Source organism: Vreelandella sp. EE27, assembly GCF_968206495.1.
On record NZ_OZ309109.1, the window covers coordinates 2,979,170 to 2,995,567 of the forward strand.

General features: G+C 61.9%; 9 protein-coding genes. 2 read left to right on the forward strand and 7 right to left on the reverse strand.

The window, feature by feature from the left end; all coding sequences use genetic code 11:
- Window positions 1-94: 94 nt before the first annotated feature.
- Window positions 95-604 (reverse strand): CinA family protein, encoded by a 510-nt coding sequence (locus ACWHVV_RS13920; RefSeq protein WP_447926766.1) that lies wholly within the window; start codon window positions 602-604, stop codon window positions 95-97.
- A gap of 104 nt (window positions 605-708) precedes the next feature.
- Between ACWHVV_RS13920 and mutS the strand changes: the two genes are divergently transcribed.
- The gene (gene mutS, locus ACWHVV_RS13925; protein ID WP_447926767.1) at window positions 709-3,333 is read left to right on the forward strand and encodes a DNA mismatch repair protein MutS; all 2,625 of its coding nucleotides are present in this window, start codon (window positions 709-711) and stop codon (window positions 3,331-3,333) included.
- A gap of 162 nt (window positions 3,334-3,495) precedes the next feature.
- Window positions 3,496-3,819: a ferredoxin FdxA gene (gene fdxA, locus ACWHVV_RS13930; protein ID WP_447926768.1), complete on the forward strand. Its 324-nt coding sequence runs from the start codon at window positions 3,496-3,498 to the stop codon at window positions 3,817-3,819.
- Between the two features lie 65 nt (window positions 3,820-3,884).
- Here fdxA and ACWHVV_RS13935 read toward each other — a convergent pair whose 3' ends face one another.
- The 6 genes from ACWHVV_RS13935 to gltB all read right to left on the reverse strand — a co-directional run bounded on the left by ACWHVV_RS13935 (window position 3,885) and on the right by gltB (window position 16,015).
- Window positions 3,885-5,276 carry an L-cystine transporter gene (locus ACWHVV_RS13935; RefSeq protein ID WP_447926769.1) on the reverse strand — a complete coding sequence of 464 codons (1,392 nt, stop codon included), beginning with the start codon at window positions 5,274-5,276 and terminating at the stop codon, window positions 3,885-3,887.
- Window positions 5,277-5,853: 577 nt separating this feature from the next.
- Window positions 5,854-7,143, reverse strand: a complete 1,290-nt coding sequence (eno, locus tag ACWHVV_RS13940) for a phosphopyruvate hydratase (RefSeq protein ID WP_447926770.1) — start codon at window positions 7,141-7,143, stop codon at window positions 5,854-5,856.
- Between the two features lie 106 nt (window positions 7,144-7,249).
- Complete coding sequence (gene kdsA, locus ACWHVV_RS13945) at window positions 7,250-8,125, reverse strand: 3-deoxy-8-phosphooctulonate synthase (protein ID WP_447926771.1); 876 nt, start codon at window positions 8,123-8,125, stop codon at window positions 7,250-7,252.
- 9 nt (window positions 8,126-8,134) lie between these two features.
- Window positions 8,135-9,796 (reverse strand): CTP synthase, encoded by a 1,662-nt coding sequence (locus ACWHVV_RS13950; protein WP_447926772.1) that lies wholly within the window; start codon window positions 9,794-9,796, stop codon window positions 8,135-8,137.
- Between the two features lie 324 nt (window positions 9,797-10,120).
- Complete coding sequence (locus tag ACWHVV_RS13955) at window positions 10,121-11,539, reverse strand: FAD-dependent oxidoreductase (RefSeq protein WP_447926773.1); 1,419 nt, start codon at window positions 11,537-11,539, stop codon at window positions 10,121-10,123.
- Between the two features lie 33 nt (window positions 11,540-11,572).
- A complete protein-coding gene (gene gltB / locus ACWHVV_RS13960) occupies window positions 11,573-16,015 on the reverse strand; it encodes a glutamate synthase large subunit (protein ID WP_447926774.1) in 4,443 nt (1,480 codons plus the stop codon).
- Between the last annotated feature and the right edge of the window lie 383 nt (window positions 16,016-16,398).

Genomic DNA, 16,398 nt, shown 5'->3' on the forward strand with positions numbered 1-16,398 from the left:
AATAATAGCGCTAAAACCTATCCCTGACACGCTATTTATTTACGCCAAACCAGGCCATGTTGGGTACTTCCAGCGCCTTTCGATTACCGCCTCGTTAGTCCGATAGGCGCAAAATCAGGGCCACCAGCGCCTCGCGTACCGCCTGCTCGCGCACCGCTTGACGGCTACCGGGAAAGACGAAGCGCTGGGCGTATTGGCGGGCTTCATCGCCCACGCTAAGCCAGACGAGCCCGACGGGCTTATCGGTGCTGCCTCCCCCCGGGCCTGCCACGCCGCTCACCGCCACGCCAAGGCTTGCACCGCTTTCCCGGCACGCCCCCTTGACCATTTCATTGACCACCGCCTCGCTCACCGCGCCGTGGGCGGCAAGGGTCTCTTCTGCGACACCCAGCAGGCGGGTCTTGGCGGCGTTGGAGTAGGTGACCACGCCGGTTTCAAAGTAGCCGGAGCTACCTGGCGCGGCGGTAATCGCCGTAGCAATCCCACCGCCGGTGCAGGACTCCGCGGTGGTCAGCGTAACGTTTCGAGCAAGGCAAAGCCTGCCCAGGCGCTTCGAAAGAAGCGCCAGATCGAGATTTTTCAAACCAGACGCGTCAGCGGCCATGCAGACTCCTTCATGTAAGCGCTCCGTTCAGCGTAGAATACTGCGTTTCACTTGCCCATAGAACATGGCGCAATACGTTTGCGCCACGCTCAATCAGGACGCCCATGTCACAGGCCAGCCCCGCGCACACGCCAATGATGGCGCAATACCTCAAAATCAAACGCGAACACCCCGAGGTCCTGCTTTTTTACCGGATGGGGGATTTCTACGAGCTCTTCTTCGATGATGCCAAGCGTGCCGCCACGCTTTTGGATATCACCCTGACCGCCCGCGGCCAAAGCGGCGGCAAGCCGATTCCCATGGCCGGTGTACCCTACCACAGCGCCGAAGGCTATTTGGCCCGACTGGTAAGCGCCGGCGAATCGGTCGCGATCTGCGAGCAGATCGGCGACCCGGCCACCAGCAAGGGCCCGGTGGAGCGCCAGGTGGTGCGCATCGTCACCCCCGGCACGCTGCACGACGAAGCGCTGCTCGATGCCCGCCGCGACAACGTGCTGGTCGCGCTGTGCCCGGGCAAGGAGCGCTTTGGCCTGGCCTGGCTCGAGCTCTCCAGCGGGCGCTTCAACGTGCTCGAAGTCGAAAGCGAAGCGGAGATGCTGGCCGAGTTGACCCGCCTGGCGCCGGCGGAGCTTTTAGTGCCGGAGAACCTGACCCTGCCCGAGGCGTGGTCGCAAAAGCGCAGCCTGCGCCGCCAGGGCGAATGGCTTTTCGACCTGGAAAGCGCCACGCGCAGCCTTTGTGATCAGTTCGAGGTGCAGGATCTGCGCGGCTTCGGCTGCGCCCACCTGACCACCGCGCTGGTCGCCGCCGGCGTGCTGGTCGACTACGCCCGGGACACCCAACGCTCGCGCCTGCCCCACGTGACCGCCATTACCGTGGAAAACCGGGACGACGCGGTGGTGATCGACGCCGCCAGCCGGCGTAATCTGGAAATCGACCTCAATCTGGGTGGCAGCACCGATAATACCCTGGCAAGCGTTCTGGACACCTGCGCCACCGCCATGGGTTCGCGGCTTTTAAAGCGCTGGCTCAACCGCCCGCTGCGCCAAACCCAAGTCGTTCAGGCGCGCCAGGCGGGGGTGGCACTGCTTACCCTGGACGGCGCCTATATGGCGCTGCGCGAAGCGCTTTCCGAACTGGGGGATATCGAGCGTATTTTGGCCCGCGTGGCGCTCTACAGCGCCCGCCCCCGCGATCTGGCCAAGCTGCGCGATGCGCTCAATGCCCTGCCCACGCTGCAGGGGCTTTTAGAAGAAATCGAGAGCGGCAGCGCCATCGATAGCCTCAAGCCGCATATTCGCCCCTACCCGGAGATGGCCGATACGCTGAGCCGGGCGATCATCACCAACCCGCCGGTGGTGATTCGCGACGGCGGTGTAATCGCCCAGGGCTTCGATAGCGAGCTCGACGAGCACCGGGGGCTTGCCGAGAACGCCGGTGATTATTTGATCGAGCTCGAACGGCGTGAGCGCGAACGCACCGGCCTTTCCCACCTGAAGGTGGGCTACAACCGGGTTCACGGCTACTTCATCGAACTACCCCGCGCCCAGGCCCAGCAAGCCCCGGCGGAGTACATTCGCCGCCAGACGCTGAAAAACGCCGAGCGCTTCATCATCCCCGAGCTCAAGGAGTTCGAGGACAAGGCGCTGTCGGCCAAGTCCCGGGCGCTCTCGCGAGAAAAATGGCTCTACGAGCGGCTTCTGGGCGAGCTCAACACTCTGCTCCACGAGCTCCAGGGCACCTCTCAGGCGCTGGCGGAACTCGACGTGCTGTGCGCCTTTGCCGAGCGCGCCGAGGCGCTGGACTGGGTACGCCCGACGCTCACCGCCCACACCGGCATTCACGTAAGCGCCGGGCGCCACCCGGTGGTCGAGCACGTAAGCCAAACGCCCTTCGTGCCCAACGATATCGACCTCTCCCCTCAACGGCACATGCTGATCATTACCGGCCCCAACATGGGCGGTAAATCGACCTACATGCGCCAGACCGCGCTGATCGCCCTGCTCGCCCATAGCGGCAGCTTCGTGCCCGCCCAATCCGCGGAAATCGGCCCGCTGGATCGCATCTTCACGCGTATCGGCTCCTCGGACGACCTGGCCGGCGGGCGCTCAACCTTTATGGTGGAGATGACCGAAACCGCCAATATCTTGCACAACGCCACCGAGCAGAGCCTGGTGTTGATGGACGAGATCGGCCGCGGCACCAGCACCTTCGACGGGCTGTCGCTGGCCTGGGCAAGCGCCGAGCAGCTGGCTGCGACCAAGGCGCTGACGCTTTTTGCCACCCACTATTTCGAGATGACCGGGCTAACCGACCAGACCCAGGGCGTGGCCAACATCCACCTGACCGCCACCGAGCACGGCGACAGCATCGTATTCATGCACCGCATCGAGGCCGGCCCGGCCAGCCAAAGCTACGGCCTGCAGGTCGCCCAGCTGGCCGGAGTGCCCGCCGGGGTGATTGCCCGGGCGCGCCAAAAGCTCGTGGCCCTTGAGCAACGCGATATAGACGAGCAGCAACGCGATACAGGTGAGCCGCAACGAAACGTGCAGGGGCAACCGGTTGATGGGGGCGAGCGCCAGCCCGGCGCCAGCCAAACGCCCCAGCAAAACGACCTGTTCGCCAGTGCGCCGCACCCGGTCGTGGAAGCGCTCAAGGGCATGGAGGTCGACGCGCTGTCGCCCCGCGAGGCCCTCGAGCTTTTGTATCAGTGGCGCGAGCTTCTATAAGCGGTGCAGTTGGCGCTTGCCGCGGGGCATAGGCACCTCTAGAATACGGCCCATATTTTTTAGCTTCTAAAAAACGGCTGATTTATAACCATTCACGATTAACTATCATTCACGACACGCCATGGCCATACCGTGCGGTGGCCATGCAAGAGGGGTAAACCGATGACGTTTGTCGTTACCGAAAACTGCATTCAGTGCAAATATACCGACTGCGTAGAAGTCTGCCCGGTCGACTGCTTTTACGAAGGTCCGAACTTTTTGGTGATTCACCCGGACGAGTGCATCGACTGCGCGCTGTGTGAGCCGGAGTGCCCCGCCGAGGCAATCTTCTCGGAAGACGAGCTACCGGAGGGTCAGCAACCCTTCATCGAGATCAACGCCGAGCTTGCCGAAGTGTGGCCCAATATCAGCGAGAAGAAAGACCCGCTGCCCGACGCCGAAGAGTGGGACGGCAAAACCGGCAAGATGGACAAGCTCGAGCGCTAGGTTCGAGTATCGCCCATAAAAAAAGCCACCCGAGGGTGGCTTTTTTGGGCCTAAAAGAAAGCGCTTTAGACCGCCTTGGGCTCGCCAAGCTCCTCGGAGTCCGCGGCGAAGACCGCGCCGTCGTGCTGCTTGAGCAGGCGGCTGGTGACCGTGCCCGCGGTCATCGAACCGTTGACGTTGATCGCCGTGCGGCCCATGTCGATCAGCGGCTCGATGGAGATCAAAAGCCCGGCCAGCGCAATGGGCAGATCCAGCGTCGAGAGCACGATGATCGCGGCGAAGGTCGCCCCGCCGCCGACCCCGGCAATGCCGAAGGAAGCAAGCGTAACCACCAGCACCAGGGTACCCAAAAACTCGAGCGAGAGTGGATCGACCCCTACCGTGGGGGCGATCATCATGGCGAGCATCGCAGGATAAAGACCCGCGCAGCCGTTCTGGCCGATGGTCGCGCCGAAGGAGGCGGCGAAGTTGGCAATCGCCGGCGGCACGCCGATGCGGTCCACCTGGGCTTCGATATTGAGCGGAATGGTCGCAGCACTCGAGCGCGAGGTGAACGCGAAGGTGAGCACCGGCCATACTTTCTTGAAGTAGCGCAGCGGATTGACGCCCGCCCCGGACAAAAAGAGCGCGTGCATGACCAAAATGAGCGCCAGGCCCACGTAGGAGGCCACCACGAAACCGAGCAAGCCCAGGATGTCGTCGAGATTCGAGGTCGCCACCACCCGGGTCATCAGCGCCATGACCCCGTAAGGCGTGAGGCGGATCACCATACGTACCAGGCGCATGATCCACTTCTGCACCACGTCGATGCCCTCGATCAGCTTGTCGCCGAGCGCGGCGTTTTCGCGCTTGATACCCAGTGCGGCCAGACCCAAAAAGGTCGCGAAGATCACCACGCTAATGATCGAGGTGGGCCGCGCGCCGGCCAGGTCCTGGAACGGGTTACTGGGAATGAACGACAGCAGCAGCTGCGGCACGGTGAGATCCGACACCTGGGCGCTGCGCTCGATGATGTCCTGGCCGCGCTCGAGTTCCCGCGCGCCCTGCACCAGACCTTCCGCGGAAAGGCCGAACAGCTGCGTCATGCCGATACCGATCACCGCTGAAATCGCGGTGGTCAGCATCAAAACGGCCAGCACCCCGAAGCTGATCTTGCCAAGCGAGCTTGCGTCGTGAAGGCGCGTGACCGCCGAAAGGATCGTCACCAGTACCAGCGGCATGATGATCATCTTCAAAAGCTGCACGTAGCCGCCGCCGACCAGATTCACCCAGTCGAGGGTGCCGGTCAGCGTGGCGGTATCGGCGAAAAGCGCCTGCAAAATGGCGCCCAGCACGACACCCGCGACCAGCCCCACCAGCACCACGCGGGAAAGACTCGCTCCGCGGCGCTGCCAGCGCGCCAAAAGCGCGATCGCTAACGCCAAAACCAATACGTTGATAACAACTAACCAGGGCATAGTAGCCGCCTCCTGATAGCGAGTGCGGTGCAAAAGCGCACCGGGAAAGCAGCGCTAAATTGATAGTCTGCTAATTCAGGCGCGCAATGGTAATTAATAGAGGAAAGGAATAACAATGCGTTTTTCTTATAACTACTGATAGATTTAGCGATTAGCCCACCGCCGGTGCTCATACGGGCATAAAAAAGGCGGCCCATAGGCCGCCCGCTCCAAGCACTTTCTCTGACCACTCCCTGTGTCGAACTTCCTGGGTGCTTTTCCCTGCCGAGGCCACGATCGTCTGGTCACTCGGCGCACCTTCAACATTACGCTCTATACTGCCTAAAGCATCCTTGCCTCCCCTTGTCCTGATCACAGTGTGCCAGAGATCCAGCGCTGCACAAAAAGCGCCAACCGCCCAAAAAAAAGCGGGCCCGCAGGCCCGCCTTAATGACAAAAAACTTACATTTCAAATACTTGGATAAATCGCGGTCGATAAAAGCGCTCGAATCCTAACGCTTATAAGCGGATATCGACGGCCTAAGTAAGCGATCTCTTACAAAATCTTAAGACAATGCTTACACCAGAGGCCTGGACTTTACTGTCCTTTGATCGCTTTCAAGCCCGGGTATTCGACATTACCAAGCTCGGCTTCGATCGCCAGCAATCGGTTGTACTTGGCGACCCGGTCCGAGCGGCAAAGCGAGCCGGTCTTGATCTGGCCCGCCGCGGTGCCCACGGCCAGGTCCGCAATGGTGGTGTCTTCGGTTTCGCCGGAGCGGTGGGAGATCACGGCGGTAAAGCCGGCATCCTGGGCCATCTGGATCGCATCGAGGGTCTCGGAGAGCGAGCCGATCTGGTTGAACTTGATCAAAATCGAGTTGCCGATCTGCTCATCGATGCCGCGCTTGAGGATACGCGTGTTGGTTACGAACAAATCGTCGCCGACCAGCTGGATTTTGTCGCCGAGCTTGTCGGTCAGTGCTTTCCAACCGCCCCAGTCGGACTCGTCCATGCCGTCTTCGATCGAGACGATCGGGTAGTCATCGCAAAGCCCTGCCAGGTAGTCGGTGAAGCCCTGGGCGTCGAAGCTTTTGCCTTCGCCGGAAAGATTGTACTGGCCATCCTTGTAAAACTCGGAGGAGGCGCAGTCCAGTGCCAGAGTGACGTCCTGGCCCAGGGTGTAGCCGGCATCACTCACCGCCTGCTTGATCACCGCCAGCGCCTCGGCGTTGGAGGAAAGATTCGGCGCGAAGCCGCCTTCGTCGCCAACGGAGGTGGAGAGCCCCTTGGCAGCGAGCACCTTTTTCAGCGCGTGGAAGATTTCCGCGCCGACCCTAAGCCCCTCGGAGAAGCTGGAAGCCCCCACCGGCTGAACCATGAACTCCTGGATATCGACGTTGTTATCCGCGTGCTCGCCGCCATTGAGAATGTTCATCATCGGCACGGGCATGCTGTAGTGGCCAGGCTTGCCGTAAAGCTCGGCAATGTGGGCGTAAAGCGCGACGCCCTTGGCGTTCGCCGCCGCCTTGGCCGCCGCCAGCGATACCGCAAGAATCGCATTGGCGCCCAGGTTCGCCTTGTTGTCGGTGCCATCGAGTTTCAGCATGGCGTTGTCCAGACCGCGCTGATCCCGGGCGTCCATACCGACGAGTGCCTCGCGGATACTGCCATTGACCGCGCCCACGGCTTTCAAAACGCCCTTGCCCAGGTAGCGCGTCTTGTCGCCATCGCGAAGCTCGAGCGCCTCGCGGGAGCCGGTCGAAGCGCCGCTGGGGGCGCACGCCTGGCCTACCGCGCCGCTTTCCAAACGCACCGTGGCGCTTACGGTGGGGTTACCGCGGGAATCCAGCACTTCAAGCGCGGTGATATCCACAATTTTGGTCATGACAGCGTCCTTTGATTGTCGGTTTACTGAATAGCGATGTTTCCCGTTGACGCACGCGTGCGTCAGTTCAGGTACTCGAACCTGATATCAGGGCCTGGCCGGCCGGTTAGCGAATGGCGAGCGGCTCGAAGCCCTTCACCAGCGCATCGAGCTTTGAAAGCTGGGTCAAAAACGGCGCGAGTTGATCCAGCGGCAGCGCGCAGGGCCCGTCGCACTTGGCGTTGTCCGGGTCCGGGTGCGCTTCCAAAAAGAGCCCGGCCAAGCCTACGGCAACGCCGGCCCGGGCGAGTTCCGCCACTTGGGCGCGGCGCCCGTCGGCGCTGTCAGCACGCCCGCCCGGGCGCTGCAGCGCGTGGGTGACATCGAAAAAGAGCGGGTAGCCGGTCTGTTTCATGTCGCCAAAGCCGAGCATGTCCACCACGAGGTTGTTGTAGCCAAAGCTCGAACCACGCTCGCAAAGCATCAGGCGGTCGTTCCCGGCCTCCTGAAACTTGGTGATGATATGGCGCATCTCGTGCGGGGCGAGAAACTGCGGCTTTTTGATATTGATCGCCGCCCCGGTTTCGGCCATGGCCACGACCAGATCGGTCTGGCGGGCCAAAAACGCGGGCAGCTGGATGATATCGGCCACTTGTGCAGCGGCGGCGGCCTGGTGGGGCTCGTGCACGTCGGTAATGATCGGCACGTTATAGCGCGCCTTGATATCGGCCAGGATCTGGAGGCCCTTCTCGAGCCCCGGCCCCCGGTAGGAGTGCACGGAGCTACGGTTGGCCTTGTCGAAGCTGGCCTTGAACACGTAGGGCATGGCAAGTGCCGTGGTGGCCTCGACGTAGGCGGCGGCCACCTCATCGGCAAGCTCGGCAGACTCCAGCACGTTCATGCCGCCCAACAGCATCAGCGGCAAAGAATTGCCGGCGGTGAGGCCGGCAACGGAAATATGACGCTCGCTGGAAGTGGACGGCGAAGAGTCGTGTGAGGTCATGATCGTCCCTTAATCGTGGTCGTGGGGCGCGGCGTGAGCGCGCGTACGTTGCGCCTTGTGTTCGACCGCGGCGTTCACGAAGCCCGAGAACAGCGGATGGCCGTCCCGCGGGGTGGAGGTGAATTCCGGGTGGAACTGACACGCCACGTACCAGGGGTGGTCAGAAAGCTCGACCATCTCGACCAGCGACTGATCCACGCTCTTGCCGGAGATCACAAGGCCCGCTTTTTCCAGCTCGTCGATGAACTGGTTGTTCACCTCGAAACGGTGGCGGTGGCGCTCGACGATTTCATCCGAGCCGTAGGCCTCGCGGGCGCGGCTATTCGGCGCCAGGTGGCATACCTGCCCGCCCAGGCGCATGGTGCCGCCCAGATCCGAGGCCGCATCGCGCAGCTCGATCTTGCCCTCGGCGTTGATCCACTCGGTAATCAAACCGACCACCGGGTGCTGGGTGTCGTGGGTGAACTCGGTAGAGTTGGCATCCGTCCAGCCCGCCACGTTGCGCGCAAATTCGATGACCGCGACCTGCATCCCCAGACAAATCCCCAGGTAAGGCACGTTATTTTCGCGGGCGAACTGGGCGGTCTTGATCTTGCCTTCCACACCGCGCTCGCCAAAGCCGCCGGGCACCAGAATGGCGTCTTTACCCGCCAGACGCTCGGTGCCGTGGCGCTCGATGTCTTCGGAGTCGATGTAGTCGATATTGACCTTGATACGCCCCTGGATACCGGCGTGAATCAGCGCTTCGTTGAGCGACTTGTAGGCGTCCAGAAGCTCCATGTACTTGCCGACCATGGCGATGCTGACCGACTTCAGCGGGTTGAGCTTGGCGTCCAGCACCTTCACCCACTCGGTGAGATCGGCGGGCTCGGCTTCAAGGCGCAGCTTGTCGCAGACGATGTCGTCGAGGCCGTGCTCGTGAAGCATCAGCGGAATGCGATAGATGGTATCGGCATCCTGCAGCGGCACCACCGCGCGCTCTTCGACGTTGGTGAACAGCGCGATCTTGCGCCGCTCGCTCTCTTCGAGCTCGACTTCGCTACGACAAATCAGGATATCCGGCTGGATACCGATGGAGCGAAGCTCCTTCACACTGTGCTGGGTCGGCTTGGTCTTGGTCTCGCCGGCGGTCTTGATGTAGGGCACCAGCGTCAGGTGCATGAACAGCGCCCGGTTGGCGCCCTGCTCGCTACGGATCTGGCGGATCGACTCCAAAAACGGTAGCGACTCGATATCGCCGACGGTGCCGCCGATCTCGACCAGCGCCACGTCGAAGCCTTTACCGCCGTCGTAGACGCGCTGTTTGATTTCGTCGGTGATATGCGGAATCACCTGCACCGTACCGCCCAGGTAGTCACCGCGGCGCTCCTTGCGCAGCACGTGCTCGTAGACCCGGCCGGTGGTGAAGTTGTTGCCCTGGGTCATCCTGGTTCGAATGAAGCGCTCGTAGTGGCCAAGGTCCAGATCGGTTTCAGCGCCATCCTCGGTGACGAACACCTCGCCGTGCTGGAAGGGACTCATGGTGCCCGGGTCCACGTTAATGTACGGGTCGAGCTTGAGCATGGTGACCTTAAGGCCGCGGGCCTCTAGAATCGCCGCCAGCGAGGCCGACGCGATGCCCTTGCCAAGAGAGGACACAACGCCGCCGGTCACGAAGATATATCGTGTCATGGAAAACCTGTAAGAACGTGATCAATGGGTGTTGCAGAAAGCCACACCAGGATGGGATGGCAGAATAACAGAGTACGCCTAAAGGCTCAATTTGAACTGTCGGGTCAGCGGGACTCCCGCCGCCTCAAACAGGTCGCTGACCAAAGCCTGCTCCTACAACAGAAGTGCCACCGCCACCCTTGTAGGAGCCCAATTCCATTGGGCGATGGAAGGCGCCAGCCTTCCCCGGCCGAGCCACCCTTTTCAAGACACCATTTTCAAAACACCATAAAAAAGCGGCCCGTGTCGCCACGGCCCGCTTTTGGTCACACGAAAACGTCAAACTCAAACGCCCAGGTAATCCAGCATCCCCTCGGCGGCCTGGCGGCCCTCAAAAATGGCGGTGACCACCAGATCCGAGCCGCGCACCATGTCGCCGCCGGCAAAGATCTTTTCGTTGGTGGTTTGGAAGGCGTACTGGCCGTGCTCCGGGGCCTTGACCAGGCGACGCTCGTCGACGTCCACACTGGCGCCTTCGAACCAGGGAATGGAGCTTGCCTGGAAACCAAAGGCGACGACCACGGCGTCTGCGGGAATCACTTCCTCGGAGCCGGGCACGATTTCCGGGCGGCGGCGGCCGTTTTCATCCGCCTCGCCCAGGCGCGTGCGCACGACTTTCACGCCCTCGACCTGCTCGTCCCCCACCACCGCGACGGGCTGGCGGTTGAACAGAAACTCCACGCCTTCTTCGCGGGCGTTGGCCACCTCGCGCCGCGAGCCGGGCATGTTCTCTTCGTCCCGGCGGTAGGCGCAGGTCACGCTTTCGGCGTTCTGGCGAATCGAGCTGCGGTTACAGTCCATCGCCGTGTCGCCGCCGCCGAGTACGACCACGCGCTTGCCTTCCATCGAAATGTAGTCCGCCGGGTCTTTCTCGAAGCCCAGCCGGCGATTGACGTTGGCGATCAGAAAATCGAGCGCCTTGTAAACGCCGGGCAGGTCTTCGCCGGGAAAGCCGCCTTCCATGTACTGGTAGGTGCCCATGCCTAGAAAGACCGCGTCATACTCTTGCACCAGCGTATCGAACTCGATGTCCACGCCGATTTCGACGTTCAGGCGAAACTCGATGCCCATTTCCTCGAATACCGAGCGGCGGCGCTCCATGACGTTCTTTTCGAGCTTGAACTCGGGGATACCGAAGGTCAAAAGCCCGCCGATCTCCGGGTGGCGGTCGAACACCACGGGTTTGACGCCGTTGCGCGCGAGAACATCCGCCGCACCGAGCCCCGCCGGGCCCGCGCCGATGATCGCGACCTTTTTATCGGTCCATACCACCTTGGACATGTCCGGGCGCCAGCCCATGGCAAAGGCGGTATCGGTGATGTACTTCTCAATCGAGCCGATGGTCACCGCGCCGAAACCGTCGTTGAGCGTGCAATCACCTTCGCAGAGCCGGTCCTGGGGGCAGACCCGCCCGCACACTTCCGGCAGCGAATTGGTCTTGTGGGAAAGCTCGGCGGCTTCGATGATGTTGCCTTCCACCACCAGCTGCAGCCAGTTGGGAATGTAGTTGTGCACCGGGCACTTCCACTCGCAGTACGGGTTACCGCAATGCAGGCAGCGGTGGGCCTGGCTTGCCGCGTCCACGGGCTTGAACGGCTCGTAGATTTCGGCGAACTCTTTGGCGCGGGTGTACGCCTCTTTTTTCTGCGGGTCTTTACGACCCACATCGATAAACTGGAAATCGTTGTTCAAACGGTTGGGCATGATCTCTCTCCTCTCGGCGATGGACACATTGGATTACTGCGGCTGACGCCGAGATTGATCCAGCAAACTACCCAGGCTTGCCGCCTTCGGCTTCACCAGCCAGAAGTGGCGCGCATAGTCGCTAAAGTCTTCCAAAATGGCCGCGCCGCGTTTTGAACCGGTCTCGGCAACGTACGCCTCGATCATCTCACGCAGGTGGCGGCGGTACGCTTCCATCGCTTCGGTGTTCACGCGGTGGATTTCCACCAGCTCATGGTTGTACTTATCCACGAAGTTACGCTCTTCGTCGAGCACATAGGCGAAGCCGCCGGTCATACCCGCGCCGAAATTCACGCCGGTTTCCCCCAGTACGCAGACGATACCGCCGGTCATGTATTCGCAGCAGTGATCGCCGGCGCCCTCGATGACCGCCATGGCGCCGGAGTTGCGCACGCCAAAGCGCTCGCCGGCCACGCCCGCGGCATACAGCGTGCCGCCGGTGGCGCCATAAAGGCAGGTATTGCCGACGATCGAGGTCTTGTGGCTTTCGAACTCGCTCACCCTGGGCGGCACGATCACGATACGACCGCCGTTCATGCCCTTGCCCACGTAATCGTTGGCATCACCTTCCAGATAAAGGTTGAGACCTCGGGCATTCCATACGCCAAAGCTTTGGCCGGCAACGCCGGTAAAGCGCGCGGTGACCGGTGCCTCCTCGAGGCCCTCTTCGCCGTAACGCTTGGCAATGGCACCAGAGGAGCGCGCGCCTACGCTACGGTCGCAGTTGGTGATATCGAAGCTGAACTCACCCCCCGAGCGATTTTCGATCGCTTCCGCCAACGCATCGAGAACCTCCTGGTTCTTGGCCCCCGGGTCATGGGGTTCGTTGCGGTTCACCGTGCAAAACTGCGGCGCGTCCGCGGGCACGTAGTCGTTTTTCAAAAGCGGCGTCAAATCCAGCTGACGCTGGGCGGGCGTACGCCCTTCGATCACTTCCAAAAGGTCCGTACGGCCGATCAGGTCGGTCAACTTGCGCACGCCGATCAGCGCCATCAGCTCGCGCACCTCTTCGGCGATGAAGCGGAAGTAGTTTTTGACCATGTCGACGGTGCCGCGAAAGTGCTCACCGCGCAGGTAGTCGTCCTGGGTGGCGACACCGGTGGCGCAGTTATTGAGATGGCAAATACGCAGGTATTTACAGCCCAGCGCGACCATCGGCGCGGTGCCAAAGCCAAAGCTCTCGGCGCCCAGAATCGCCGCCTTGACGACGTCCAGACCGGTTTTCAAGCCGCCGTCGGTCTGCAGGCGGATCTTGTCGCGCAGCCCGTTGATGCGCAGCGCCTGATGCACCTCCGGCAGGCCCAGCTCCCAGGGGGAGCCGGCGTGCTTGATCGAGGTGACCGGGCTTGCCGCGGTGCCGCCATCGTAGCCGGAGACGGTAATCAGGTCCGCGTAGGCCTTGGCAACGCCGGTGGCGATGGTACCGATGCCCGGCTCGGAGACCAGCTTGACCGACACCTGAGCCTCGGGGTTGACCTGTTTGAGATCGAAAATCAGCTGCGCGAGATCCTCGATCGAGTAGATATCGTGGTGTGGCGGCGGTGAAATCAGCGTGACACCGGGCACCGCGTAGCGCAGCCGGGCGATGAGTTCGTTCACCTTGCCGCCGGGCAGCTGGCCGCCCTCGCCGGGCTTGGCGCCCTGGGCCACCTTGATCTGGAGCACCTCGGCGTTGACCAGATACGAGGGCGTAACGCCGAAGCGGCCCGAGGCGATCTGCTTGATTTTCGAGCTTCTGATGGTGCCGTAGCGGGCGTGGTCTTCGCCGCCTTCGCCGGAGTTGGAGCGCCCGCCGGCTTCGTTCATCGCCTGGGCCAGCGCCTCGTGGGCCTCCGGCGAGAGCGCGCCCAGCGACATACCGGCGCTATCGAAGCGCGGCAGTAGACCCTCGACGGACTCTACCTCGTCGAGTTCGATCGAATCGCCGGTGAGCTTGAGCTTCAACAGATCGCGAATGGTCGCGACCGGGCGCTCGTTGACCAGCTGGGCGAACTTCTTCCACTTGGCGTAGCTGCCCTCCTGCACCGCCGCTTGCAAGGTCATGACCACGTCCGGGTTGTAGGCGTGGTACTCAAACCCGTGGACGTACTTGAACTGGCCGCCCTGGGAGATTCCCTTGCGCGGTGTCCAGGCGTCCTTGGCCACCAGCGTCTGCTGCATCTGCAGCTCATTAAAGCCCGCACCCTGAATGCGCGAGGCCATGCCCACGAAACAGGTATCCATCACTTCGTCATTCAGACCGACGGCTTCGAACAGCTGTGAGCCGCGGTAGGAGGCGAGCGTCGAAATTCCCATCTTGGAAAGGATTTTGAACAGCCCTTTCTGCAGCCCCTTGCGGTAGTTTTCGCGACCATCGGCGGGGTTGCCGGTCAGCTCGCCGACCCGGTGCATATCCGCCATGACCTGGTAGGCAAGCCAGGGGTAGACCGCCGTGGCGCCCACGCCAAAGAGCACCGCCATCTGGTGGGCGTCCCGGGCGTAGCCGGTTTCCACGATGATGTTGGCGTTGGGGCGCAGCGCCAGCCTTCCCAGGTGGCTGTGCACCGCGCCGACGGCCAACGCCGCCTGGATCGGCACTTCGCCTTTGGGAAGCTCGGCATCCGAGAGCACCAGCAGCACGCAGCCCGCTTTGACCTGCTCTTCGGCCTTTTGGCAAAGCGCGGTCACGGCCTGCTTGAGACTCGTTTCCTCCGGGTTATAGCCAAGCGGCAGCGGGCAGCTGGCAAAGGCCGGATCGTCCTGACTGACCAGCGCGGTGAACTTGCGCGGCGAGAGGATCGGCGTGGTCAGAATCAGACGGTGCGCGTGCTCGGGGGTGGCCTTGAACACGTTGAGCTCCGCGCCGCAGCAGGTTTCCAGCGACATCACGATCGCCTCACGCAGCGGATCGATCGGCGGATTGGTCACCTGGGCAAACTTCTGACGGAAGTAGTCGGTGAGCAGGCGCGGGCGGCTGGAAAGCACCGCCATGGGCGTATCGTCACCCATCGAGCCCACCGCCTCCTGGCCGCTTTCGGCCAGCGGGCGCAGCAGCTGGTCGCGCTCTTCACTGGTCACCTGAAACATCTTTTGCTGCACGTTGAGCGAATCGGTATCCATGCTCTGAAAACGTGCAAGCTCGGTCAGCGCCGACTCCAGGTAGCTGGCCTGCTCCTTGAGCCAGCGCTTATAGGGGTAGGCAGACTTCAGGCGGTTGTCGATATCGTCGGTGTGCAGTACTTCACCGGTTTGGGTATCCACGGCGAGCATCTGCCCTGGCCCCACGCGCCCCTTGGCGACCACGTCCTCGGGCTTGTAGCCGTAGGTGCCGGTTTCGGAGGCAAGCGTAATGTAGCCGTTTTTGGTCATCACCCAGCGCGCCGGGCGCAGGCCGTTACGGTCGAGCATGCACACGGCCTGGCGGCCATCGGTCATGACCACGCCAGCCGGGCCGTCCCAGGGCTCCATGTGCATGGAGTTGTACTCATAAAAGGCGCGCAGCTCCGCGTCCATGGTCTCGACGTTCTGCCAGGCCGGCGGCACCATCATACGCACGGCGCGGTGCAGCTCCATGCCACCGGTGAGCAGTACTTCGAGCATGTTGTCCATGCTCGAGGAGTCGGAACCGGTCGTGTTGACGACTTCGTCGAGCTCGGCGATGTCCGGCAGGTGCTCGCTTGAGAAGTTGGCCTTACGCGAGTTGGCCCAGCCGCGGTTGGCCTCGATGGTGTTGATCTCGCCGTTGTGGGCGAGCAGGCGAAACGGCTGCGCCAGCGGCCAACGCGGCGCGGTGTTGGTCGAAAAGCGCTGGTGGAAGACGCAGATAGCGGTTTCAAGGCGCGGGTCGTTCAGGTCCTTGTAGAACGCCGGCAGATCTTCCGGCATGACCAGGCCTTTATAGGAGACCACCTCGGAGGAGAGCGAGGAGACGTAAAAGTCCTCGTCACCCTTGAGCGCCTGCTCGGCGTAGCGCCGGGCCATGAAGAGATCCACGGCGAAATTGCTGCTATCGCCGGGCTCGATGAAAACCTGCTCGATGCGCGGCAGACAATCCAGCGCCATGGGACCGCATACGCTGGCGTCGGTGGGGACTTCGCGCCAGCCAAGGCGCTTGAGTCCGCGCTGGTCGAGCTCGCGCTCCAGGGTTTCGCGGGCACGCTGGGCGCGTGTTTCGTCAACGGGTAGAAAGATCACGCCCACGGCAAAGTGTTCGCCAAGCTCGACGTCCAGCGCCTCTTTGGCGGTTTCACGCATGAACCGGGTGGGCATTTTTAAAAGCAGCCCACAGCCATCGCCGGTTTTGCCGTCAGCGGCGATACCGCCGCGGTGCGTCATGCACGTCAGCGACTCGATGGCCGTCTTTAAAAGATCGTGACTGGCGTCCCCTTGCATATGAGCAATAAGCCCAAAGCCGCAGTTATCACGAAACTCGCCAGGCTGATGAAGACCTTTGTTCATGGGCGTGCCTCTAGTCAAGGTGTTTTACTGGCAGCGACTCTATGCTTTAATAGCGGGTTTTCTTTTTATTATGCTACGTATTTCCCGCCCGAGCCCCCTGCTCTGATGCGTTCGCTGCCGCAGGAAAATGGCCGCTCAGCATAGCCACTCGCCCCCATCCGGCGCAATCGCCCGACCGCCTGAAATTTCTCAAAACCCTTGCCAAATCCTGCATTTGCATTAACACCCGACTAAAAAATATAGCCCGGTCAATCACTTAACCCCAAAAGCGACGTCGTCCTACAAGCCTCAAATGGCGCATAGACTTTAGTCTAACCATGGCGCAACACCCCATGCCGATAGCGCATACGGCATACCGATTAACATGGGTAATGCAGATTCGG

Excerpts from the sequence above, each read along its gene's own strand:
- kdsA (WP_447926771.1), bottom strand. The coding sequence starts at position 8,125 with ATGACCTCACACGACTCTTCGCCGTCCACTTCCAGCGAGCGTCATATT.
- eno (WP_447926770.1), bottom strand. The coding sequence starts at position 7,143 with ATGACCAAAATTGTGGATATCACCGCGCTTGAAGTGCTGGATTCCCGC.
- fdxA (WP_447926768.1), top strand. The coding sequence starts at position 3,496 with ATGACGTTTGTCGTTACCGAAAACTGCATTCAGTGCAAATATACCGAC.
- ACWHVV_RS13955 (WP_447926773.1), bottom strand. The coding sequence starts at position 11,539 with ATGCCCAACCGTTTGAACAACGATTTCCAGTTTATCGATGTGGGTCGT.
- gltB (WP_447926774.1), bottom strand. The coding sequence starts at position 16,015 with ATGAACAAAGGTCTTCATCAGCCTGGCGAGTTTCGTGATAACTGCGGC.
- ACWHVV_RS13950 (WP_447926772.1), bottom strand. The coding sequence starts at position 9,796 with ATGACACGATATATCTTCGTGACCGGCGGCGTTGTGTCCTCTCTTGGC.
- ACWHVV_RS13935 (WP_447926769.1), bottom strand. The coding sequence starts at position 5,276 with ATGCCCTGGTTAGTTGTTATCAACGTATTGGTTTTGGCGTTAGCGATC.
- ACWHVV_RS13920 (WP_447926766.1), bottom strand. The coding sequence starts at position 604 with ATGGCCGCTGACGCGTCTGGTTTGAAAAATCTCGATCTGGCGCTTCTT.
- mutS (WP_447926767.1), top strand. The coding sequence starts at position 709 with ATGTCACAGGCCAGCCCCGCGCACACGCCAATGATGGCGCAATACCTC.